The organism is Shewanella sp. MF05956, from assembly GCF_059758055.1.
Window position 1 is genome coordinate 309200 of record NZ_JCAYNV010000004.1, and the last position, 23289, is coordinate 332488.

A 23289-nucleotide genomic window follows, 5' to 3' on the forward strand; every position below is an offset into this window, starting at 1 on the left:
AATGACGTGCTCAGTCTGTTTATGACGAGATTAATATTCGGGTCTAAACCTGAAATAAAAAATAACCTTATAACGGGGAAGATAAAACAATATGGCAATGTTAGAAACGATTGTTAATTTCATGAACAGTTTGCTTTGGGGCAAATTGTTAGTTTATGGGCTGGTGGGTGCAGGTCTGTTTTTCACTATTCGCCTGGGCTTTATACAGATAACCCATTTTGTTCATGGTATTAAAGTGTTGGCCATAAGCCGTCGCCCAGGTAAGCACGGGCTGTCATCATTCCAGGTTTTCTGTACCAGCATGGCTGCACGTGTCGGTGCCGGTAATATGGCCGGTGTTGCGGTTGCCATTGGCACCGCAGGTCCTGGCGCAGTATTTTGGATGTGGGCCATTGCCGTCTTGGGTATGGCTACGGCTATGATTGAGTCAACACTGGCACAGGTTTATAAAGTTAAAGATGGTGACGGACAATATCGTGGCGGTCCTGCTTATTATATGGAAAAAGGCTTAGGACAACGTTGGATGGGTGTGTTGTTCTCGTTCTTCTTAATCTTGGCATTTGGTTTAGTGTTTAATGCCGTACAAGCCAATACCATTACCGGTGCGATGACTCAAGTATTTGGGTTCGAACCTATCTATGTTGGTATCGGCATAGTGATATGCAGTGCATTTGTGATTGTTGGTGGGTTAAAGAAAGTCGCTAAAGCCTCTGAGTTAATCGTACCCGTGATGGCAATTGCATATATTGCTATCGCTTTCGTCGTCGTTGCGATGAATATTGAAAAACTGCCAGATGTATTTATGCTCGTGATAAACAGTGCATTTGGTTGGCAAGAAGCCGCTGCTGGTGGTATTGCCTATAGTGTTGCTCAAGCAATGCAAGCCGGTATTGCACGTGGCCTGTTCTCAAATGAGGCGGGCATGGGCAGTGCGGCAAATGTTGCCGCAAGTGCTTCGCCTAATCCTAATCACCCAGCGTCACAAGGTTTTGTGCAAATGATGGGGGTGTTTGTAGACACTATCGTGATTTGTACCGCTACCGCGGCAATTATTTTACTTTCTGGTGATTCCGCCGCAGGTTCTGACGGTATCGCAAAAACCATTAGTGCATTAACAAGCCATGTTGGCGATTGGGGTGGGGCATTTATTGCTTTTGCTATTTTGTTGTTTTGTTTCACATCGATTATTGCTAATTACTCATACGCTGAAACTAACGTAATGTTTTTGTCTGGTAACAGCAAAAAAGCCTTACCTGCGTTCCGTTTAGTTGTTTTGGCCATGGTGATGTTCGGTTCTATGGCAAAAATTAGCTTAGTCTGGGATTTAGCGGATGTCTCAATGGGTTTGATGGCGATTGTTAACTTAGTGGCATTAGTTTTGTTATCTGGTTTAGCGGTAAGAGTGATTAATGATTATCGTGAGCAAATCGATGCAGGCATTGACCCTAAGTTTGACACCAGTAAATTCCCTGAATTAGCCGATCAGTTAGAAGATAAAATTTGGCCGAGTTCTGCTGACGCGGTTAAAAAATAATATTTACCTATTAAGGTAATCGAAAAAACCATGCGACTTCGGCATGGTTTTTTTATGTCAGTTCAGTATCATAAAGCCATGATTTTATTTGGAGTGCACTTATGCTGGTTTTAATCTCACCTGCTAAAACATTGGATTTCGACAATCCTCCCATCACCAATACGTTTACTCAAGCGACTTTGTTGAAGCAAAGCCAAGAATTGATCGACGTGTGTCGAGAGCTAACGCCAATGGACATTGCCAGCTTAATGAAAGTGAGCGACAACATTGCCGGATTAAACGCCGCACGCTTTGCCGACTGGCAGCCTCCCTTTACGTTAAAAAATGCCAAGCAGGCTATTTTTGCTTTCAGAGGGGATGTTTACACCGGATTTGATGCCGACCATTTATCTGACCCACAAATAAATGCGAGCCAAAAACATTTGCGAATTTTGTCTGGTTTGTACGGTTTGCTTAAACCTCTGGATTTAATTCAACCGTATCGCCTAGAAATGGGCACCAAGTTGGCAAATCCTCAAGGCAGTAATCTTTATAATTTTTGGGGCGAAACCATTACTGACGAAGTGAATAAAGCATTAAAAGAGCAGGGTGACGATATTATTGTTAACTTAGCATCGAATGAGTATTTTAAATCTATTAAGGTTAAACAACTCGCAGGAACGCTCATTACGCCGGTGTTTAAAGATTGTAAAAATGGCCAATTTAAAGTGATCAGTTTTTATGCCAAAAAAGCCCGTGGCTTGATGGCCCGCTATATTGTCGACACTCAACCTAAAAGTATCGAGCAACTGACCCAGTTTGATCTTGAAGGCTACTACTACAACAAAGCGCTATCCACTCCGACAGAACCCGTGTTTTTACGCGATGAACAAAAATAAGCAGAGCTTTCTACCTTGTAATCTATGTTCATTCAGTGCAAATAGACAACAAAAAGCCCTTAGTTAAACGTTAACTAAGGGCTTTTTTTCGTTGGTGCTGTTAACTCATTATGTGCTTAATGCTGAATTTCTTTTTGCTTAATCGGTCTTAAGTCAATTTCTGACTGTGCCATCATATAAGCAAACTGAGCATATGCCGCTGCACTTTGCGCGAGCTTTTTAGGATCAATTTTATCCAGGGTATCATTCGGTGTGTGATGATAATCAAAATAGTCGGTACCATCTTGATTGAGTGATGCCACAGGTACACCGAGTGCTGGCATAATGGACACATCAGGCCCACCGGATGCTTCATTATTACCTAATTGCACGCCAAATAACGTCATCGCCGAGTGCTCTTGTTTCACTTGCTCAAAGGTATCTGGATTAACGTTAAAATCGATTTTATACACAGGACCTGCGCCAAAGTCAGATTCTGCGGCAATATAGTGTTTATCTAACTCATCAGCATGTTGTTCTGCATACGCTTTAGCACCCACAATACCAACTTCTTCGGCGGCAAATAACACCACTCTAATTGTGCGAGCTGGTTTTTGTGGTAAGTCTAAAATCAGTTTAGCCGCCGTGGTGACAATGGCGACACCAGCACCATCATCAATTGCGCCAGTGCCTTCGTCCCATGAGTCTAAATGTGCACCAATTAGCACGATCTCATCAGGCTTACTGCTACCGGTTACTTCGGCAATCACGTTATATGATGTCGCTATGCCTTGGTTTTCAGAAGTCATATTTAATGACAACACGATATTAGGATCGCGCTTTAGCATGGCATTAATTAAATCGGCATCAGGATTAGACATGGCCGCAGCAGGAATTTTTGGGATCCCTTCTTCATAACGCATCATGCCTGTGTGAGCCATTCTGTCATGATCAGTACCAATTGAGCGGATCACAATGGCTACTGCGCCTTTTTCAGCCGCCGCCACCGCACCACGTGAACGTCCGCCAACACTTTCGCCGTAACCTTTACCAGAAATATGACGTTCAGTTTTATGATCGATAAATACTATTTTGCCTTCTATCCGACCTGGAGAGGCATTTTGAAGTTCTTCTAGGCTTTCAAAACGCACGATAGAGGCTTGGATACCATTAACTGGCGTAGCTACGCTACCGCCAAGCGCCGTAACCACTAACGGTTGCTCATAAGGTGACACGATACTGGCATGGGCTGAGCCGCGTGACCAAGCAGGCACTTGTACCGACTCTTTATAAACTTTATCGAACCCCATTAGCCAAAGCTTTTCCATGGCCCAATCGACAGCGACGATATCTTTATCGGTTCCTGCTAATCGAGGTCCAACTTCTACGGTAAGCGATTCAACAATGTCGTAGCTTAAGCGTGACGATAACGCCTGCTTAGCTAATTGTTGGCTAATTTGAGCATCATCGGAGTTATTAATCACCAATGTTGGTGTTGTGGTTCTAACTGGCGAAATGGTTTGACAGCCAACCAATGCGACAAAAATGGCGCCGACGAGGCTTGCCGTTTGAAAGTGTTTCATGAGTTTCCTTTGATTATTTTAGCTAAGTCTCACTTTTTACAACAATCTACCAAAAAGTGTGCTTTATGTCCCGACTCTATTTGTAAGGGAACGCTATATTAGTGCGGGGTTAGATTTAGGAGAACATACTCGTGATGAATATAGAAAAAATGCAGCATCAAGCAGATCATGCAGTAGTGTTGCTAAAAGCATTAGCAAATGAACGTAGATTGTTTATTTTGTGCCACCTTCTTAATGAGGGTGAAATGTGTGTCGGAGAAATGAACAAAAAATTGGGATTGAGCCAGTCGGCCTTATCTCAACATTTAGCATGGCTTCGAAAAGATAATTTAGTGTGTACTAGGAAAGAAGCACAGACCGTTTTTTATTCATTAAAGAGTGATGAGGTAAAAGAGCTGATCCAAGTGCTAAATAATATGTATTGCCATTAATATCATCTCACGAACGTCTTAATGAATTACTCATTAAGACGTTTCGCGTTTATGCGTGAGCAAGAGCCTATCAATTTTTACCCGTCCTTTAATCATATCTATGTGTACGCTATCAACTCAAAACGTCAGTGAACGGTGCTTATATCAGTATCAACCAAGTCGCTAACTCAGCATTGACTTCATTCTGTCATTCAAATCTACAACATTGATAATTTCTATTCGTTCAATCAACGTATACATCATTGAATAACGCAAGGATGAAACTGGCTGGTTGTAGCTAATTGCACAAGGGAAGGTTCGTAATGCGTAAATTGCGGTTACATATTCTAGATGGGGAATTTAAGATATAAAAAAACCGGCCTAAGCCGGTTTTTTAAAATCTTAAATCGTAAGAGTTAAGCAACTAGTGCTTTGATTCTTGCGTTTAAGCGTGCCTTTTGACGAGCAGCTTTATTCTTGTGAATAAGGCCTTTAGTCGCCATACGGTCAACAATTGGTTGTGCAGTAGCGAATGCTTCTGTAGCCGCTTTATGGTCACCACTTTTGATAGCAGCGATGACTTTTTTAACGTATGTACGTAACATAGAGCGACGACTAGCGTTATGCTGGCGACGCTTTTCAGACTGAAGCGCGCGCTTCTTTGCAGACTTGCTATTAGCCAAGGTGCAACTCCTAAAAACTGGATTTGATACTTTTAAAGGCCGAGGAATATGCCTGTTTTTCGTCGTCTTGTCAACGACTACAATTGAATATTTATCATAAAGATAAATTAATCCAACCTAGCATGCCTATCTTCAACCCAACTCGTGTAATATGTGGCGCAATTCTACCAGCTCTTGTGCCTGTGTGACAGAGCTAGAATCGAATATTTATATAAATCCCATCAATTTTGTTAGAAGTGACCGTAAGTCTGGGGGCTGTTTGAGCAAAAAATTATTTAAATCAGGTCTAATTGTGAGTGTTATGACACTGATTTCGCGAGTATTAGGTTTAGTTCGCGACGTGGTGATTGCTAATTTAATGGGTGCAGGTAGCAGTGCTGATGTATTTTTCTTTGCCAATAAAATCCCTAATTTTTTAAGGCGCTTATTTGCCGAAGGTGCTTTTGCTCAAGCTTTTGTGCCTGTGTTAACCGAATATCAAGAAAAAATGACACCAGAAGACACGCGCGAGTTGATCGGTAAGGTCGCGGGTACCTTAGGTGTGTTGGTTACCATTGTGACTTTGTTTGGTGTTATTTGTTCACCTGTCTTGGCGGCGTTGTTTGGTGGCGGCTGGTTTTTAGACTGGTTAAATGACGGCCCTAATGCGGAAAAGTTCGAGTTAGCATCATTAATGCTAAAAATTACCTTTCCTTATCTTTGGTTTATTACCTTTACTGCTTTGGCCGGTTCCATATTAAATACTCGAGGCCGGTTTGCGGTGTCGGCATTTACTCCCGTGTTCTTAAATGTCGCGATTATTGCTGTTGCGATGTGGTATGCACATACGCTTGAAAACCCAGAAATAGGTTTAGCGTGGGGCGTATTTGCGGGTGGCTTGATACAGTTTTTGTTCCAAATTCCTTTCTTGATCAGAGAGAAAGCCTTAGTTAAACCTTCTTGGGGTTGGCACCATCCTGGTGTAGTAAAAATCAGAACGCTAATGATCCCCGCGCTGTTTGGCGTGTCGGTTTCGCAAATTAATTTATTGTTTGATACCTTTATCGCCAGTTTTTTAATGACAGGTTCAATTAGTTGGTTGTATTACGCAGACCGATTACTCGAGTTTCCGTTGGGACTATTTGGTATTGCCATTGCGACCGTCATTCTGCCAGCGTTATCACAAAAGCATGTGAATGCAGAGGGCAGCGGTTTTAATCAAACAATGGATTGGGGCGTTAAAGCCATCATGCTGTTAGGCGCACCGGCGATGTTAGGGTTAATTATTTTAGCCAAACCCATGTTGATGGTGCTGTTTATGCGCGGCGCATTTACGATTAATGATGTTGAAATGGCGTCATACAGTTTAGTAGCTTATGGCTGTGGCTTGCTTAGCTTTATGATGATTAAGGTGTTAGCGCCAGGTTATTACTCACGCCAAGACACCAAAACACCCGTTAAATACGGCATCATTGCCATGGTAAGTAACATGGTGTTTAACCTCATTTTTGCTATTCCATTTGGTTATGTTGGCTTAGCCATTGCGACATCAATGTCTGCATTATTAAATGCTGGGTTACTCTATCGCGGCTTACACCGTGCTGGGGTATATAAAATGACTCGCCAAACTTTATTTTTTACCGGTAAAGTCATTATTTCAACTGCATTCATGACAGCGGCCATCCTTTATTTTATGCCGCAAGTCAGTGAATGGCTTGAGTGGCAGACGTTTGAACGTATGATGATGTTAATTGAACTTATTGTAGGCGGCGCACTCGTTTACCTGTTGAGTTTATTGATGCTAGGCGTTCGTCCTTGGAAAATTAAACGCAGTGCATAAATAGCGACACTCACTCAGTGACGTAAATTAACATTCAAACAATCGTAGATGCGCCAAAATGGCGTTAATAAACTGAGCTGTAAACTCGCATCTAACATTGGTTTGGGTATATAATCTGCCGATTTACAATTGGCAGTTATTGAGTGCAATGGAATTAATCCGCGGTATACACAATATTTTACCTTCTCATCATGGTTGCGTTTTAACTATTGGGAATTTTGACGGTGTCCATCGTGGCCATGCGCAGGTGATAAGCAATTTAGTTAATAAAGCGCGTCATTTTCAACTGCCTGCTACGTTAATGACTTTTGAGCCTCAGCCTCAAGAACGTTTTCGTGGTGCAGATGCTCCGGCTCGTTTAAGTCTTTTACGCGATAAAATTAGGTTACTTGACGAGCTAAAAGTTGATCAGTTGTTGTGTATAAATTTTACTGCCGCATTTGCCAATCAGCCAGCAGAAGCCTTTATTGAAGACTTACTGGTTAAAAAACTTGGTGTTAAGTACCTGGTTGTCGGTGATGACTTTTGTTTTGGTCAAGGCCGGGCGGGTAATTTTAACATGCTGGTTGAGGCGGGTAAAAAGTTTGGTTTTACCGTTGTTAGTACTCAAAGCTTTATGGTGGGATCGTTAAGGGTGAGTTCTACTGCCGTTCGAGAGCACCTTGCACTAGGGCATTTAGAGCAAGCAAGACGCTTATTAGGGCATCCATTCATATTAAGTGGCCGAGTTGCCCATGGGCAAAAATTGGGCCGCACGATTGGGTTTCCAACGGCAAATATTGCGTTAAAGAGAAATGTGGTTCCGGTGCGCGGCGTGTTTGCTGTGCGTTTGTATTGGGATGGCAGTGATGTATATGAAGGCGTTGCCAATGTGGGTTTTAGACCGACAGTGAATGGGCAAACCTGTAGATTAGAAGTCCATTTGTTTGATTTTTCCGGTGACTTATACGGCAAACGAGTGGAAGTAGAATTAGTAGCAAAAATCCGTGATGAACAACCTTTTGAATCATTGGATGCGCTAAAAAAACAAATTTTAAATGATGCGAACGAAGCTCGCGCTTTGTTTAGCAACGATGCTAGCTGAAACTAATCAGCTTTAATAACGGTATGGGATCAATGAGCGACTATAAATTTACTTTGAATTTGCCGGAAACTGAGTTTCCGATGCGCGGTAATTTGGCAAATCGCGAGCCAGAAATGTTAAATCGTTGGACGGAAGACGGGCTGTATCAACAGATCCGCGATAGCCGTACTGGTCGTAAACCTTTCATTTTGCATGACGGCCCTCCATACGCTAATGGCAGCATTCATATTGGTCACTCTGTAAATAAAATTCTTAAAGACATTATAATTAAGTCTAAAACCATGTCAGGTTTTGACGCACCTTATATTCCTGGTTGGGATTGTCACGGTTTACCGATTGAACTGAAAGTAGAGCAAAAAGTCGGTAAGCCAGGGGTTAAAATTTCTGCAGCAGAATTTCGTGAAGAATGCCGTAAATATGCCGCCACTCAAGTTGAAGGTCAGCGTGACGACTTTATTCGTTTAGGCGTACTAGGCGACTGGCAAAACCCATATTTAACAATGGATTTTTCAACTGAAGCCAATATTGTTCGCTCGTTAGCCAAAGTGATTGAAAGTGGTCATTTGCATAAGGGTGTTAAACCTGTGCATTGGTGTACCGACTGTGGTTCAGCACTTGCAGAAGCAGAAGTTGAATACGAAGACAAAACCTCTCCAGCCATCGATGTAGCTTTTTTTGCCGTCGATGCTGCAGCCGTAGCGGCTAAGTTTGGTGTTGAAAATTACACTAAACCTGTTGCAATGGCTATTTGGACCACAACGCCATGGACTATACCTGCTAACCGCGCGCTATCACTTAGCCCTGAGTTAGATTATAGCTTGGTTGAATTTGTGAAAGAGGGTAAAGCTACCACGCTTATTTTGGCCCAAGTTTTAGTTGAGTCTTGCTTAGAGCGTTATAGTGCCGAGTCACATACTATTTTAGGTGAAGTTAAAGGCGCTGAGCTGGAGCTGATGCGTTTTAATCATCCATTTTATGCGTTTGATGTGCCAGCTATTCTTGGCGATCATGTGACTACAGACGCTGGTACCGGTATTGTTCATACAGCACCTGGTCATGGTCAAGACGACTTTGTGGTTGGCCAGAAATACGGCTTAGAAGTCGCAAACCCAGTTGGTGACAATGGTGTTTACAAACCAGACACCGAGTTTTTTGCTGGTCAGCATGTATTTAAAGCCAATGCGAGCGTAGTGGAATTACTTGAAGAAAAAGGCGCATTATTACTGCATGTTGCTTATCGTCATAGCTATCCGCATTGCTGGCGCCACAAAACGCCAATTATTTTCCGTGCTACGCCACAGTGGTTTATCTCTATGGACAACCACGGTCTGCGTTCTCAAGCACTAAAAGAAATCGAGCAAACAAAATGGATCCCTGACTGGGGTCAAAGCCGCATCGAAAAAATGGTTGAAAACCGTCCTGACTGGTGTATTTCTCGTCAACGTACTTGGGGCGTCCCTATTACGTTATTTGTTCACCGTGAAACGGATGAATTGCATCCAGACAGTGTTTCATTAATGGAACGCGTCGCAAATCGTATTGAACAACAAGGCATTCAAGCCTGGTGGGATTTAGACGAAAGTGAATTGTTAGGTGATGAAGCGGACCAGTACCGTAAAGTGACTGATACCTTAGACGTATGGTACGACTCAGGTTCATCATTTTCATCAGTGGTTGCTGCCCGTCCTGAGTTTCATGGACATGACATTGATTTGTACCTAGAAGGAAGCGATCAGCATCGTGGTTGGTTTATGTCATCATTGATGATTTCTACTGCGATGAATGGTAAAGCACCTTATAAGCAAGTATTGACGCATGGTTTTACCGTTGATGGTAAAGGCCGCAAAATGTCAAAATCTGTTGGTAACGTGATTGCGCCATTACAAGTAATCAATAAGCTTGGTGCTGATATTCTACGCCTGTGGGTTGCTGCGACAGATTACAGCGGTGAAATGACCGTATCTGACGAGATTTTAAACCGTAGTGCAGATGCATATCGCCGCATTCGTAATACTGCGCGTTTCTTGTTGGCTAACTTAAATGGCTTCAACCCTGAAACTGACATGATTGCATCAGAAGATATGGTCGCGTTAGATCGTTGGGTTGTTCGTCGTGCAGCTGCATTACAACAAGAAATCATTGAAGCGTATGATCAATACAACTTCCACCAAGTGACTCAAAAACTGATGCAGTTCTGTTCAGTTGAGTTAGGCAGTTTCTATCTTGATATTATTAAAGATCGCCAGTACACCGCTAAGCAAGAAGGGCATGCTCGTCGTAGCTGTCAATCTGCGCTTTACCATATTGCTGAGGCAATGGTGCGTTGGATGACACCCATTTTAAGCTTTACCGCTGACGAAGTGTGGCAATTATTGCCAGGTAAACGTGAAAAGTATGTGTTTACCCAAGAATGGTACCAAGGCTTAGAAGCGGTCACGCTTGATACAGATTTAAGCGATGATTATTGGGATAAACTATTAACTGTCCGTAATGAAGTTAACAAAGTACTTGAACAAGCTCGTCGTGACAAACGTATTGGTGGTTCATTAGAAGCTGAAGTGACATTGTTCGCCGATGCTGATTTAGCCACCGAGTTAGCTAAAGTGGGTGATGAATTACGCTTTATTCTTATTACCTCTAAAGCCGCGGTTGCGGATATGTCGCAAGCCGGTAGCGATGCCATCGAAACTGAATTAAGTTCGCTTAAATTGGTCGTTGCCAAAAGTAGCGCCGAGAAGTGTGAGCGTTGCTGGCACTATCGTGAAGAGGTCGGCACCATTGAAGCTCATCCAACATTGTGTCAACGCTGTGTGACCAATATTGAAGGTGAAGGCGAGCAGCGCGAATTCGCTTAAAGGAATAACAATAATGAGTTCTGTGCCATTAACTTGGAAAGACAGTGGCTTGCGTTGGTATTGGGTAGCTGCATTGGTGTTTTTAGCCGATCAGCTATCTAAACAATGGGTCATCGCTAATTTCGAACTGTATGACTCGGTAAAGCTACTGCCGTTTTTTAACTTTACCTACGTAAGAAATTACGGAGCTGCATTTAGTTTTCTCGATGATGCAGGTGGTTGGCAGCGTTGGTTTTTTGCCGTTATAGCTGTTGGTTTTAGTACTTTGTTGACTATTTGGCTGCGTAAACAGTCACACACCATGTGGCGCAGTAATTTAGCGTTCACCTTAGTGATTGGTGGTGCTCTAGGCAACTTAGTTGATCGCTTAATGCACGGCTTTGTTGTGGATTTTATCGATTTTTATTGGAATACCAGCCATTACCCAGCCTTTAACATCGCAGATGCTGGCATATTTGTTGGCGCGATATTGATTATTTGGGAATCGTTTAAGCCTGATAATAAAACATCAGAGGAGCAATCTAGTCGTGACTGATTTAACAAAACAAGATGACCAAGCGTTACTGTGTCATATGAACATAGTCTTAGAAGATGGTTCTACCGCTGACAGCACCAAAGCATCGGGAAAGCCTGCTCGTTTAAATATAGGCGACAACAGTTTAAGCCCTGCATTTGAAGCTCAGCTTAAAGGTTTAAAAGCGGGTGATAAGCATCAATTTACGCTCGCACCACAAGATGCGTTTGGTGAGTCAAACCCAGATGCAATTCATTATATGGATCGCAGTCGTTTCCCTGCAGACATGAAACTGGAAGCGGGCGTCATTGTCAGTTTTGCCGGCCCGGGTGGCAGTGAAATCCCTGGTATTGTCCGTGACACTGCCGGTGACTCGATTACCGTTGATTTAAATCATCCGCTAGCAGGACACACCATTACATTTGAGCTTGAAGTGGTCAGTGTTATTACGGAATAAAGGTATAACATGTTGAAAGTTGATCCAACATCGCCAGAACTCAGCATTTTACTTGCAAATCCTCGTGGTTTTTGTGCTGGGGTTGATCGCGCTATCAGTATTGTAGAGCGTGCTCTAGAGCTGTTTGAGCCTCCTATCTATGTGCGCCATGAAGTGGTGCATAATCGTTATGTGGTTGACAATCTAAAGCAACGTGGTGCGCTTTTTATTGATGAGCTCCATCAAGTGCCAGATAATAGCATCGTTATTTTTAGCGCCCATGGTGTATCACAAGCAGTAAGAAAAGAAGCCAAAACGCGTGGACTAAAAGTCTTTGATGCGACTTGTCCGCTGGTGACTAAAGTGCATCTACAAGTGACACGTGCAAGCCGGAAAGGTATTGAGTGCATTTTGATTGGTCACGAAGGTCATCCAGAAGTTGAAGGCACCATGGGGCAGTATGATAATCCCAAGGGCGGTGTTTATCTGATTGAGTCACCAGAAGATGTGAATAATCTGAAGGTCAATAACCCTGATAACTTATGTTTTGTCACCCAAACGACGCTTTCAGTGGACGACACATTAGATATCATCGCGGCTCTACAGCAACGCTTCCCTTCTATTGAAGGTCCGCGTAAAGATGATATTTGCTACGCCACTCAAAATAGACAAGATGCGGTACGTAGCATGTCAGCTGAAGTCGATTTGCTTATTGTTGTCGGGTCAAAAAACAGCTCTAACTCAAATCGTTTACGTGAACTTGCTGAAAAAACCGGTACCCAGTCTTATTTAGTCGACACCGCTGCTGATGTTGAGCCAGTGTGGTTTGATGGTGTAAAAAAAGTAGCTGTTACCGCAGGCGCTTCAGCACCAGAAGTTTTGGTACAACAGGTCGTTAACGCAATCGCTACATTAGCACCGAGTGTTATTACCGAAGTTGAAGGTCGAAAAGAAGACACCGTCTTTGCTGTCCCTGCTGAATTACGATAATAAATTCAATAATCTAGATGTACTTACCCGCAACTTAATTTAGGTTGCGGGTTTTTTGTACTTGCGCGGTAAACCGAGTATAATACTGATTAGATGTTAACTTTTTAAATCAATGTAAATATATATCAATGCTACTTACTGATTACATTTAACTCAGTTATTATTACAAATGGTTAATGCAATTGTCAGTAGATTAGGTTTAAGGCAAACCAATATTTTGATTGCCTTTTCATGGAGGTTTGGCGCTGATGTCATTTAAAAGGAATGGATTTTCCTTAATAGAAGTAATGGTGTCACTGGTTATTCTGGTGATAGGCCTTATTGGCATTTTTAATCTGCATATTGTGTCTAAGCAGGGCAGTTTTGAATCTTTTCAGCAAACTCAAGCCTCATATTACGCCAATGACATCATTAATCGTATGCGCTTAAATCGAAGTCAGCTAAGCTCCTATGGGTCAGTTAGTGGAATCAGTTATGATGGCAAGTCACTATCCGCCCCCACTAAGCTCTGTACCGGTGCTAATTTATGTACACCTGCAGAATTAAAAGCATGGGATGTATATGATTGGCAAACAGAGCTCATAGGATCGAATGAAAAAAGTTCAGGTGTGAATGTGGGCGGATTAGACACTCCTGTTGTTTGTATTTTCGTAAAGCCGACGGAAGTCATCGTTGTTATTACTTGGAAAAGCATTCGTGAAATGTCTACAGATAGCACTGGGCACAGTGCAGAAGTAATTCAGTGCGGAGAAAACAACAAGAGACGTCGTATATTTGAAGTCAGAACGGCTATAATTTAGGTGGGGAAAATGCAATTAAATATTTATAAACAAAGCGGTATGTCACTAGTCGAATTGATGGTTGCAATGCTGATCAGTTTATTTTTAACTGCTGGCCTTTTTACCATGTTCAATATGTCTTCAAGTAACGTCACCACGACTAGTCAGTTTAGTGAGCTCCAAGAAAATGGACGTATTGCGCTTGCGCTAATGGAAAAAGATATCAGTCAGTTAGGATTCATGGGCGATATTACTGGAGCTGATTTAATCTTTAACGTTAATGCAACCGTAAGCGCGACAACGGTAACGAATGATTGTGTTGGTGACGGTATTAATAATTCAACGTTCCCAATCAATGTTTCGGGTCACTTCAGGCGTTTGTGGGGATATGAAAAAACAGCCTCTGGCCCAGCGTTAAGTTGTGGCAGTTCTTTTGCACCTAATGATAATACTGATGTTATTCAAATTAAACGATTAGTTGGACCTTCTGTACCTGCAGCCGATAGGCAAATTACTCGATATTATGCTGCTGTAGCAGCTAATGAGATAAATTTTTTCAATGGCAATGGTACTGTACCAAATATATTGAACAGCCGACTTTGGGAATACCAACATCATGTTTACTTTATTAAAGATGATGAAGCAGATGTTCCCGTTTTAAGGCGAAAAACTTTGACTATTGAAAACGGTATGAATAACGAAGATCAATTAGTTGAAGGTATAGAAAATATGAGGATTCTTTACGGTTTTGATAACAACGGAGATTCCTCACCCGATAGTTTTATACCGGCAAGTGCTGTGACTAAGCTGATGTGGGATAACCAAGGGTTTCAAAGATTAGTTGCGATAAAACTTTTCGTTTTAGTGCGAACGTCTCAAGAAGATAGATCTTATAAAAATGAGATTATTTATAAATTAGGTGATAAGACCATTGGTCCGCTAGATGACAAATATCGTCGAAAAGTTATGTCTACAACCGTGGTGTTAGAAAATCCAGTGTTAATAAAGAGTTAGTTTTAATAACTTATTTAAAAGGCAAATGTAATGATTACATCTTTAAAAAAGCAACAAGGTATAGTGTTGTTTTTTTCATTAATTATTTTAGTGTTAATGACCATTATTGGTGTTGCGTTAGCAGTAAACTCAACACAGTCGCTTAGGATGGCAGGTGCTGGCACTGATCGTTTAGCTGCTATGTCACAAGCGAATGGTGCCATAGACCTCATTATTTCACAAAGTAAGGCGAAAAAATTTGATACAAGTATTGTTTTTACGGATGGTACTGAATTAACCGGGACACAAGTTATAACCGCTTTACCGATTAGTAGCCCTGGTATTGAGGTTGGGTGCCAGCGCTCAGAAACTAATGTGTTTGGGGCTAATCTCGTGAAGTGCCGGCGCCTAGAAATCTCTAGCTCAGCTACATTTGGTCGCAGTGGTTTAGGGCAATTAACTGTCACATCGGGTATTGAACAAGAAGTGAATGCAGGGAGTTATTATGTTAATTAAGCATATTTGTATCGCAATAGGATTTGCTTTTATAGGTGCGTCAGCAAACAGCTTAGCCGACGATACTGAGTTGTATGTTTTGGAAGCATCAATTAGAAGCCAAGATAATCCACAAGTATTAGTTATTCTAGATACGTCAGGGAGTATGGGAGATAACCCCTTTACAGCACCTCGTTTTCATGATCAACCAAGCATTTCGAATAATACTAAAATATATTATTCCTATGATGCTGCCGATGTGCCTTTAGCATCGAGTAATCAATACTTCTTAAATTCTAAAAATAGCTGCGAATCTTCTAAAACTTTTTTAACCAGTTATGGGGTTTATACAGGGTATTTTCGTGAGTACAAAAGTTCCAAGTGGGCGTCATTTCCACTTACAGATGGAACAGCAATGACAGCCATTGATTGCTATGAAGACATTGCAGAAAGCAATAACAAAAATGCCTCTGGTGTTAGTAATGGGTTTCCTGTAGATGGTTTAGCGTCTGCATACGACTCTGATATTGAAAAAGCAAAGTTGACAGAGTTTGGCCTGGGTAAACCTGTTTATCTCTATACCGCGGAATATATAGCTTGGCATCATGATTCGAATAAACCTAATGGCAAGAGTCGTTGGACTCCTTACACGCGAATGGATGTAGCGAAACGTGTTATTGAAGAAATGATTGTCAACACTCCTGGTGTTGACTTCGGTTTAGCGATTTTTAATAAGAATAGTAATAATAGTCAGGATGGCGGTCGTATTATTTCTGGTATTAAGCCTGGTAATATTTCAAACAAGAATTCACTAATCAATACAGTAAAAGCTTCAATATCGATAAATGGAAACTATACCCCGTTATGTGAAACATTATTCGAAGCATATAGTTACCTTTATGGAAAACCAAGAAAATTTAGTCGAGAAACAAGTGGTTCTACTGGCAATCCAACTTATGATACAAGTATAGAAAGTGGTTCTAATTATATATCCCCTTTTGCAGATAAAAAATGCCAGTCGAAAGCATCTATTATCTATGTCACAGACGGAATACCAAATAATGATACCGCTGCTAATACTTCCATTGGTTTATTGCCGGGTATAAAAATAGCTGATGGTGTCGATGTTGTATGGGGGAGAGACACAACTACGAATTTACTTCCCGCCTTAGCCGGTTGGATGTTTAGAAACGATGTTAATCCTAATATAGCAGGTGATCAAACTGTTACGACATATACCGTTGGTTTTAGTGAGGGTGCGGCAGATGCTAAACCGTTACTTGAAAAAACAGCATTGTTAGGCGGAGGTAAGTTTTATGAAGCCACTTCAGCAGCAGCACTACAAGTTTCACTGCTTTCTGCTCTGGCTGCTATTCAAGAAGACAGTGCAAGCTTCTCGTCTCCATCGGTTGTTTTAGATAAAACTCAAACAGGCAATGCAGCCTATTTTGCGATGTTTCTTCCTTCAACAGGACCGCGCTGGGCCGGCAATATTAAAAAGTTCAAGGTTAAAGGCGATGGCACGTTAGTTGACAAAAATGGTGTTAACGCAATTGACGATGCCGGTGCTCTCTCTAAAACAGCTTGTTCACTGTGGACTGATGATATAGTTTGTTCTTCAGCTAAATATAATGCAGCTGATGCATCCGTTGGTGGTGTTGCCGCTAAGTTAAGATCGACTTATAGCTCTTCAGTCTCAACACGAAAAGTGCTTACCAATACAGGTGCTTCAGGTGCTTTAGTCGCGTTGTCTAAAACGAATATTCAATTAAACAGTACTTTAAATAATGACACAAAGCTAGCAACCGCGATGGGTATAACCACTGGTAGCATTGATAGTATGCTGAATTGGGCTAAAGGAGTTAATCTGGATCAAGACAAGGTCGATCCAGATGATGCAACCGCACCATATATCCGCCCCGACATTATGGGGGATCCATTACACTCAAGGCCTTTAGTGATTAACTTTGGCACAGAGGCATCACCTGATAATAGGGTGATTGTGGGGACCAATCATGGCTTTTTACACATGTTTAAAGACATCGAAAGTGCTGATGGTAAAAGTGATAGTGTGGTTGAGTCATGGGCATTTTTACCTTCAGAACTTCTTAAAAATATTAAAGGATTAAGGGATAACCCTAAAACAGGGGTGCATTCTATTTATGGTTTAGATGGTACCCCTGTGCCGTATGTTGAGCGTAATTCTAGTGGCGCAATAACAAAAGCATGGATATTTTTTGGGATGAGACGTGGTGGTTCATCTTATTATGCACTCGATATTACTATTCCAGACTCACCATCTTTAAAATGGATATCACGAAGCGCTGATTTTCCTCTCATGGGGCAATCTTGGTCTAAGCCAGTTGTTACTAAAGTTCCTGGTTGGCCATCTGGCGCCCTTACCGCAAGTAGTGCGAAACCTGTTCTTATCGTTGGTGCTGGTTATAACCCAACCACTAAAGATGGTCCTAGTGTAGGTGCTAATGATACAGGCAATAGTTCGGGTATTGGTGTATATATTATCGATGCAGATACCGGTACTAGAGTACATAGCTTTGGTGCATCAGGTACAAATACTAATATGCCTGGATTAGTTGATAGTATCCCGAACTCGGTAGCAGTCTTAGACAGTAATAGCGATCAGCTAACAGATCGTATTTATGCAACAGACACAGGTGCCAACGTATGGCGTATTGATATGCCTGGTTTACCTACTTCATCTACTGATCCATGGAGTGCTTTTAAATTTGCAAGTCTTGGCGATAAAAGCTCCGCTGTTACGGATATTCGTTTTTTCTCTGAGCCTGTAGTTGCGCAAACGGAATTTAGTAATGTTCATGTTTATACGACAGATGATCCAGATGAAACGACATATGAGTATCAAAAAATCCCATACGATGCAATAACGATTGGTTCTGGTCATAGACCCCACCCTTTGGATAAGGTTAGAAAAGATAGTTTCTTCGTATTACAAGATCGTAATATTGTTTCTAAATCATTTAGTTCAGCAGCAGATAACTCTGTGCCTTCAGTATTACAGCTCACGAATCTTTATGATGTAACAACGTCGCCACCGATAACGGAGTCCCAAAATGGCGATTTTGGTAAGAAACGAGGTTGGTATTATAATTTTAGTTCTGTAGGTGAAAAGTCATTATCGGCATCGACGATTGCAAATGGGAAAGTATTTTTTACTTCCTATGTACCGCAAACTGGAGCTTCAGTAACCGCTTGTATCGTCCCAGGGCAAGGACGTTTATATGGTTTTAATTTGCATAAAGGTATACGAACCTATAGTCATTCGAAAGATTATTTTGAAACCGGTGAGCAAGTGCCTGACACTCCCACTTTGGTAATCCCTAAAAATGGTACTAGTGATAGCTATATGTATTTAATCGGAATTGGTGATGCAGCCAATGATATGATTAAGAAAGAAGAGTATAAAAATGATGGCTGCGCTGCGGGTGATGAAAAATGTATCGGGAACGGTTTAGGCGTGAATCGAATTTATTATCATGTTAATGAGAATCAATGATGAATTATTCTAGAAGTAACGGTTTTACACTTATCGAGTTGATGATATCGGTTGCCGTTGTAGGTATATTAGCTGCAATTGCTTATCCTTCATATTCACAATTTGTGGCTAAAGGTGCAAGAGCAGATGCACAAGCTGGGTTAATGCATGTTGCTAACCTGCAAGAGCAATATTATATTGATCATCGTATATTTACTAATGATATGACTAAACTCGGATTAAGTGAGGATCCTTGGGAAGTAGAGAATAAATTTTATAAAATCGATACAACATTAACTGCTACTGGTTACTCTATTATTGCAACAGCTCAAGGTGTTCAGGCAACAAGAGATTCTGCTTGTGCTTCTATTACACTCAGTTCAACAGGTGCTAAAGCACCAGCGGCTTGTTGGTGATAGTTTAGTGTAGTTAACCTCGCATTAAAAAATGGATGTAAAGCATATACTCTACATCCATTTTTTATGGCTAAATATAGGTGAAATGTTAAGAGCAATTTACCAAAGTAGTAATTGTTTGGAGCCTCCCTGAGACACCAATAGAAAAGCCTTTTGAATCTTTGCTTGTTTTAGATGTAGGACAATAATGCATTGTATTAACGTCATTGTTGGTTGTCATACCATCGGGAGTATAACTTAAGCTTGAAAAACTTGATCCTATAAAGTCATTCGTATTAAACGCGCCAAATTCTTTTAATACTGTGTCTGTACTTTCTTTTGAGCCGAAAGGAGTCTTATCAATAAAAATACTGTATCCGTTTTCCCAGTTAGTCTCACATGTAGATCCTGATAAAGGGCAAATTGTAACCCGCGTTCCTAAACTTACCGCCTGAGAGCGGGCAAATATGAACGATGACTTTATCGAGTCTATCGAGTTAGAAGCTCTGACCTTATCGTATACAGAACTTAATGAAGGAATTGCGACCATTGCGAGAATAATAGCAATCGTAACCGTTACCATTAACTCTATAAGAGTAAATCCTTTTTCGACACGTTTCATATTGTTTACCCTATAGCTAATAGGTGATTAGTTTAATACTACTCAGTATAACTAAGGATTATGCTAAATACATGATGTTTTTTATTTCGCATCATGTACTTATCGTTTGCACGGTGTTTATTTTGGTTTACAGGCAATAGTTTTTTTCTTAGAAAAGCGTATTCTTCCCGCCTGATTGATTATCACTGCTTTAGAGTATTGATTATTAATGTCATCAGGACAGTACACTAGTGTTCCATTTGTACCTGATGCTAGCCCGTCTGGTTGGAACCTTATCGATTTACGGTTGTACTGTATTATATCATTTTTATTAAATTCATTTGTTTCTCGTAATAAAACATCATTTCCATCAATTACATTTTTCTTTCCAGAATCAATAAATACCGTTAAGCCAATAGACCAGTCTGGATTGCATTTACCTGATAATATAGGGCAAACGGTTACTCTTGTCCCATAGTTTATGGCAGTATTCCTTGCAAAAGATAAAGTATTTTGAATTAATCTTATATTGCTTTTTGCTCGCACGTTTTGGTTTATCGCTAACATAGAGGGGAGGGCTATCAGCGTTAACAAGCTAAAAATCGAAAGGGTAGCCATTAACTCGATAAGATTAAAGCCTTTAGTATTAGTGTAAGGCATAACAGTTCATCCTTAATCTAGTTGCAGCATCCTGCTACGGGGTCAATTAGTATAGAAAATGAACAGCGTTTTTGCTGTGAAATATCTTTTTCTAAATACGTAAAATAGCAGCGACAATTAGCTGCAGATTCAAGTAAGATATTTGCAAGCAGTTTGGTTGCAATAAACGTCAACGACGACATATGTTTAACCAACAATTTAGCCGATGACAGGAGTATGTAATGAAAAAAGTCGAAGCCATTATTAAACCATTTAAATTGGATGATGTGCGTGAGTCACTCGCTGAGATTGGCATTACGGGTATGACAGTGTCAGAAGTAAAAGGTTTTGGCCGTCAAAAAGGCCACACTGAGCTATATCGTGGCGCAGAATATATGGTTGATTTTTTGCCTAAAGTTAAAATTGAACTAGTGATTCAAGATGAGCTGCTAGAGCGTGCTATCGATGTCATCGTTGATACTGCCAGAACAGGCAAAATTGGTGATGGTAAGATTTTTGTTACCGATGTAGAGCGAGTTATCCGTATTCGTACCGGTGAAGAAAACGAAGAAGCAGTATAAGGCCCACAGGGGCCTTTTTTTATGTTCGTTTATCTTGTAGTCACATTGTTAAAATAAAGGTGTTCAGAGGTCATTTATGCAGCAAAGAATTGTTATTGTAGGCGGTGGAGCAGCAGGGTTAGCATTGGCTTCAAAATTAGGGCGTAAGTTCGGTAACAATTCTTTGGTCGATATCAGTTTGATTGATAAAAACACCGTACACATTTGGAAACCTAAATTACATGAAGTTGCCGTAGGGGTGATAGACCAATCCATCGAAGGATTACAATATCGCGATCATGGCCTTAAAAATGGTTATCGCTATATTCGCGGAGCCATTGAACAATGTGACCCGCAAACCAAAACAATTCAACTCGCCCCAGTCTATAACGATGATGGTGAACAGATCATTGCCGCTCGCCAAATTGAGTACGACACATTGGTGTTAGCCTTAGGAGGTGTGTCTAATAGTTTTAATACGCCTGGCGCTGAGAAACATTGTATTTTCTTAGACAGCCTCGATAGTGCTAATTTATTTCACCACAAATTGATGGATGCCTTGCTTCAACTTAATGAAACCCAAGATCAGTTGGGGATTGGTATTGTTGGCGCGGGAGCGACTGGGGTTGAGCTATCGGCAGAGCTTCATCATGTTATTGAGTCAGTAAAAGAATACGGCTATCAAAACATCTCGAAAGATCATTTAGACATTAACCTGATTGAAGCATCGAATAAAATATTGCCACAATTGCCAGAGCAAGTGAGTGCAAGAGCACAAACGGTATTATCAAAGCTCGGTGTCAAACTCCATCTTGGCGTGCAAGTCAAAGAAGTCACTAAAGAAGGCTTTGTGACCGCAACGGGTGATATCATTAAAGCCAATATTAAAGTATGGGCTGCAGGCGTTAAAGGGCCAAAAGTATTCGAGAGCTTTACTCAGCTCCCTGTGACACCACGTAATCAATTAGATGTTGATGACTGCATGCGAGTAAAAGGGTTCAACGATATCTATGCGTTAGGCGATTGCGCGCAATTGATATTACCATCAGGTAAACCGGTTCCACCTCGTGCCCAAGCTGCAGCGCAAATGGCAGACCGCCTATATGCTAATTTGTGCTTAAAAATGAAATTGCAGCCAGAAAAGCCATTTGAGTATAAAGATTATGGTTCATTGGTTTCATTAAGCCGTTTTTCAGCGGTCGGTAATTTGATGGGGAGTTTACGCTCTGGTGATTTTTTCGTAGAAGGTCACGTAGCACGCTTAATGTATATCTCGTTATATCAACGACATTTAGCCAGCTTATATGGTTGGTTTTCTGCTTCTGTATATCGTATTGCACAAAAATTACTACGTTGGCAGCGTCCTAAGCTTAAATTACATTAATGCCCGTTTAGCCAGCTTAAGGGTTTTATTACTGCTAAAGCCCTTTTTATTGCACAATAAAGCAGCTTTTGATGATGATAAGCGCAATTTAATCTAAATGTACTTGAATTTAAGATTGATCTTGGTAGTTTCAGTTATTAACGAGTTGTTAACTCTTGTATCGCAATTACGCTATACGTACGTCAAAGAAGATAATCAGTGCCTCAGGGAGCCAAGATGCAAAACCAAATTACGCTATTAGAACAAACAAAACATGGTGATTTAAAGCTGATCCCAAGTGACTTCTCACATGTGTCTGAGCAACATATTGTGCCAGTAACACTTCATGAAATCAGTCGCGCGGCTACGGAATACCCAATCGTATTTGTTAAAAATAGCGATACTAATGTATTTCAATCAGTTGCGATGTTAGGTTTAAAGCCTGGGCAAAACTTAAGTGTCAAAGATGGCAAGTGGCAAGGTCTGTATATTCCTGCAGTAGTGCGCGATTACCCACTTGGATTAGTACTTAATCCTGATGTGAAAGACAAAGTGTGGATAGGGATCCGTGAAGAAGCAAAAGAAGTCAGCAAAACTGATGGCGAAGCATTGTTTGAAGACGGCAAAGAAACACCGTTTTTAGAGGCTCGTAAGAAAGCACTGATTAGTCACTATGAGCAAGACCAAACCACTCGCGGCATTTTAGGCTTTTTAAATGAAAAGGGCTTATTGATTAATCAAACACTTACTGTAGATGTGGCTGGCGAAAAGCGCAATATCAATGGTTTGTATGTTATCGATGAAGTAAAGCTTAACGCATTAACTGACGAAGAATTTTTAGACTTGAAAAAACGTGGCTTATTAGGTCCAATCTTTGGCCATTTAGGTTCGTTAAATCAAGTTAATCGTCTTGCAAGGGTTGAAATGCAAAGTAAATAATCTGTTAGCTTATTGATACCGTTATAACTAAGGCACTCTATTGAGTGTCTTTTTTATGGCTAGCTTTTAAGAAGCTTAAGATGTTTAAGGGATTAAGTGAAATGGTGAGTAGTGCTAAGGTAAGCGTCCGGGCAAGTACGTCTTCAACTGCGCTCATCGAGCCTTTATCTTAACGACTGATAATGACATCAGGAGTTAACATGGCTACACGTTCACATCAAGATTGGGCTGCTTTGATACAACAGC

General features: G+C 41.0%; 21 protein-coding genes. 17 read left to right on the plus strand and 4 right to left on the minus strand.

Features of this window, described 5'->3' with window-relative positions:
* Positions 1-97: 97 nt before the first annotated feature.
* Entirely contained in the window at positions 98-1534 is a 1437-nt protein-coding gene (locus AC19MX_RS06800) for an alanine/glycine:cation symporter family protein (protein ID WP_498297264.1), read from the plus strand.
* Between the two features lie 101 nt (positions 1535-1635).
* A complete protein-coding gene (gene yaaA / locus AC19MX_RS06805) occupies positions 1636-2412 on the plus strand; it encodes a peroxide stress protein YaaA (RefSeq protein ID WP_498297220.1) in 777 nt (258 codons plus the stop codon).
* Positions 2413-2528: 116 nt separating this feature from the next.
* Here the strand turns inward: yaaA and AC19MX_RS06810 are convergent, their stop codons facing one another.
* A complete protein-coding gene (locus tag AC19MX_RS06810) occupies positions 2529-3974 on the minus strand; it encodes a M20/M25/M40 family metallo-hydrolase (RefSeq protein WP_498297222.1) in 1446 nt (481 codons plus the stop codon).
* Between the two features lie 134 nt (positions 3975-4108).
* On the opposite strand from AC19MX_RS06810, the gene AC19MX_RS06815 reads away from it, so the two are divergent.
* A complete protein-coding gene (locus tag AC19MX_RS06815; protein ID WP_160053136.1) occupies positions 4109-4405 on the plus strand; it encodes an ArsR/SmtB family transcription factor in 297 nt (98 codons plus the stop codon).
* 395 nt (positions 4406-4800) lie between these two features.
* Here the strand turns inward: AC19MX_RS06815 and rpsT are convergent, their stop codons facing one another.
* Positions 4801-5067, minus strand: a complete 267-nt coding sequence (gene rpsT / locus AC19MX_RS06820; protein WP_160053085.1) for a 30S ribosomal protein S20 — start codon at positions 5065-5067, stop codon at positions 4801-4803.
* A 259-nt stretch (positions 5068-5326) separates the two neighbouring features.
* On the opposite strand from rpsT, the gene murJ reads away from it, so the two are divergent.
* The 11 genes from murJ to AC19MX_RS06875 all read left to right on the plus strand — a co-directional run bounded on the left by murJ (position 5327) and on the right by AC19MX_RS06875 (position 18962).
* Positions 5327-6886, plus strand: a complete 1560-nt coding sequence (gene murJ, locus AC19MX_RS06825; protein ID WP_432399280.1) for a murein biosynthesis integral membrane protein MurJ — start codon at positions 5327-5329, stop codon at positions 6884-6886.
* Between the two features lie 148 nt (positions 6887-7034).
* A complete protein-coding gene (gene ribF / locus AC19MX_RS06830; RefSeq protein ID WP_498297224.1) occupies positions 7035-7970 on the plus strand; it encodes a bifunctional riboflavin kinase/FAD synthetase in 936 nt (311 codons plus the stop codon).
* A gap of 32 nt (positions 7971-8002) precedes the next feature.
* Positions 8003-10825 carry an isoleucine--tRNA ligase gene (gene ileS, locus AC19MX_RS06835; protein WP_498297225.1) on the plus strand — a complete coding sequence of 941 codons (2823 nt, stop codon included), beginning with the start codon at positions 8003-8005 and terminating at the stop codon, positions 10823-10825.
* Between the two features lie 22 nt (positions 10826-10847).
* Positions 10848-11360 carry a signal peptidase II gene (gene lspA / locus AC19MX_RS06840; RefSeq protein ID WP_498297265.1) on the plus strand — a complete coding sequence of 171 codons (513 nt, stop codon included), beginning with the start codon at positions 10848-10850 and terminating at the stop codon, positions 11358-11360.
* Entirely contained in the window at positions 11353-11796 is a 444-nt protein-coding gene (gene fkpB, locus AC19MX_RS06845; protein ID WP_432399276.1) for an FKBP-type peptidyl-prolyl cis-trans isomerase, read from the plus strand. Before lspA ends, fkpB begins: the two co-directional genes overlap by 8 nt.
* A 9-nt stretch (positions 11797-11805) precedes the next feature.
* On the plus strand, positions 11806-12765 hold the full coding sequence (ispH, locus tag AC19MX_RS06850) for a 4-hydroxy-3-methylbut-2-enyl diphosphate reductase (RefSeq protein WP_498297227.1): 960 nt from the start codon (positions 11806-11808) through the stop codon (positions 12763-12765).
* 248 nt (positions 12766-13013) lie between these two features.
* Positions 13014-13565: a type IV pilus modification protein PilV gene (pilV, locus tag AC19MX_RS06855; protein WP_498297229.1), complete on the plus strand. Its 552-nt coding sequence runs from the start codon at positions 13014-13016 to the stop codon at positions 13563-13565.
* A gap of 9 nt (positions 13566-13574) precedes the next feature.
* Positions 13575-14558 (plus strand): PilW family protein, encoded by a 984-nt coding sequence (locus AC19MX_RS06860; RefSeq protein ID WP_498297231.1) that lies wholly within the window; start codon positions 13575-13577, stop codon positions 14556-14558.
* Between the two features lie 30 nt (positions 14559-14588).
* Positions 14589-15053 (plus strand): pilus assembly PilX family protein, encoded by a 465-nt coding sequence (locus AC19MX_RS06865; RefSeq protein WP_498297233.1) that lies wholly within the window; start codon positions 14589-14591, stop codon positions 15051-15053.
* Positions 15043-18567: a pilus assembly protein gene (locus AC19MX_RS06870; RefSeq protein WP_498297235.1), complete on the plus strand. Its 3525-nt coding sequence runs from the start codon at positions 15043-15045 to the stop codon at positions 18565-18567. The genes AC19MX_RS06865 and AC19MX_RS06870 overlap by 11 nt, the downstream gene beginning before the upstream one ends.
* On the plus strand, positions 18564-18962 hold the full coding sequence (locus tag AC19MX_RS06875; protein ID WP_498297237.1) for a type IV pilin protein: 399 nt from the start codon (positions 18564-18566) through the stop codon (positions 18960-18962). Before AC19MX_RS06870 ends, AC19MX_RS06875 begins: the two co-directional genes overlap by 4 nt.
* 88 nt (positions 18963-19050) lie before the next feature.
* Here AC19MX_RS06875 and AC19MX_RS06880 read toward each other — a convergent pair whose 3' ends face one another.
* Complete coding sequence (locus AC19MX_RS06880) at positions 19051-19563, minus strand: GspH/FimT family pseudopilin (protein WP_498297239.1); 513 nt, start codon at positions 19561-19563, stop codon at positions 19051-19053.
* Between the two features lie 117 nt (positions 19564-19680).
* The gene (locus AC19MX_RS06885; RefSeq protein WP_498297241.1) at positions 19681-20202 is read right to left on the minus strand and encodes a GspH/FimT family pseudopilin; all 522 of its coding nucleotides are present in this window, start codon (positions 20200-20202) and stop codon (positions 19681-19683) included.
* Positions 20203-20423: 221 nt separating this feature from the next.
* Here AC19MX_RS06885 and glnB point away from each other — a divergent pair, with 221 nt between their 5' ends.
* The 3 genes from glnB (at position 20424) to AC19MX_RS06900 (ending at position 23043) form a co-directional block, all read left to right on the plus strand.
* On the plus strand, positions 20424-20762 hold the full coding sequence (gene glnB / locus AC19MX_RS06890) for a nitrogen regulatory protein P-II (protein WP_124017158.1): 339 nt from the start codon (positions 20424-20426) through the stop codon (positions 20760-20762).
* Between the two features lie 76 nt (positions 20763-20838).
* On the plus strand, positions 20839-22125 hold the full coding sequence (locus AC19MX_RS06895; protein WP_498297243.1) for an NAD(P)/FAD-dependent oxidoreductase: 1287 nt from the start codon (positions 20839-20841) through the stop codon (positions 22123-22125).
* Positions 22126-22341: 216 nt separating this feature from the next.
* Positions 22342-23043, plus strand: coding sequence for a SapC family protein (locus tag AC19MX_RS06900; protein WP_498297245.1), 702 nt, complete (start codon positions 22342-22344; stop codon positions 23041-23043).
* Positions 23044-23289 lie beyond the last annotated feature (246 nt).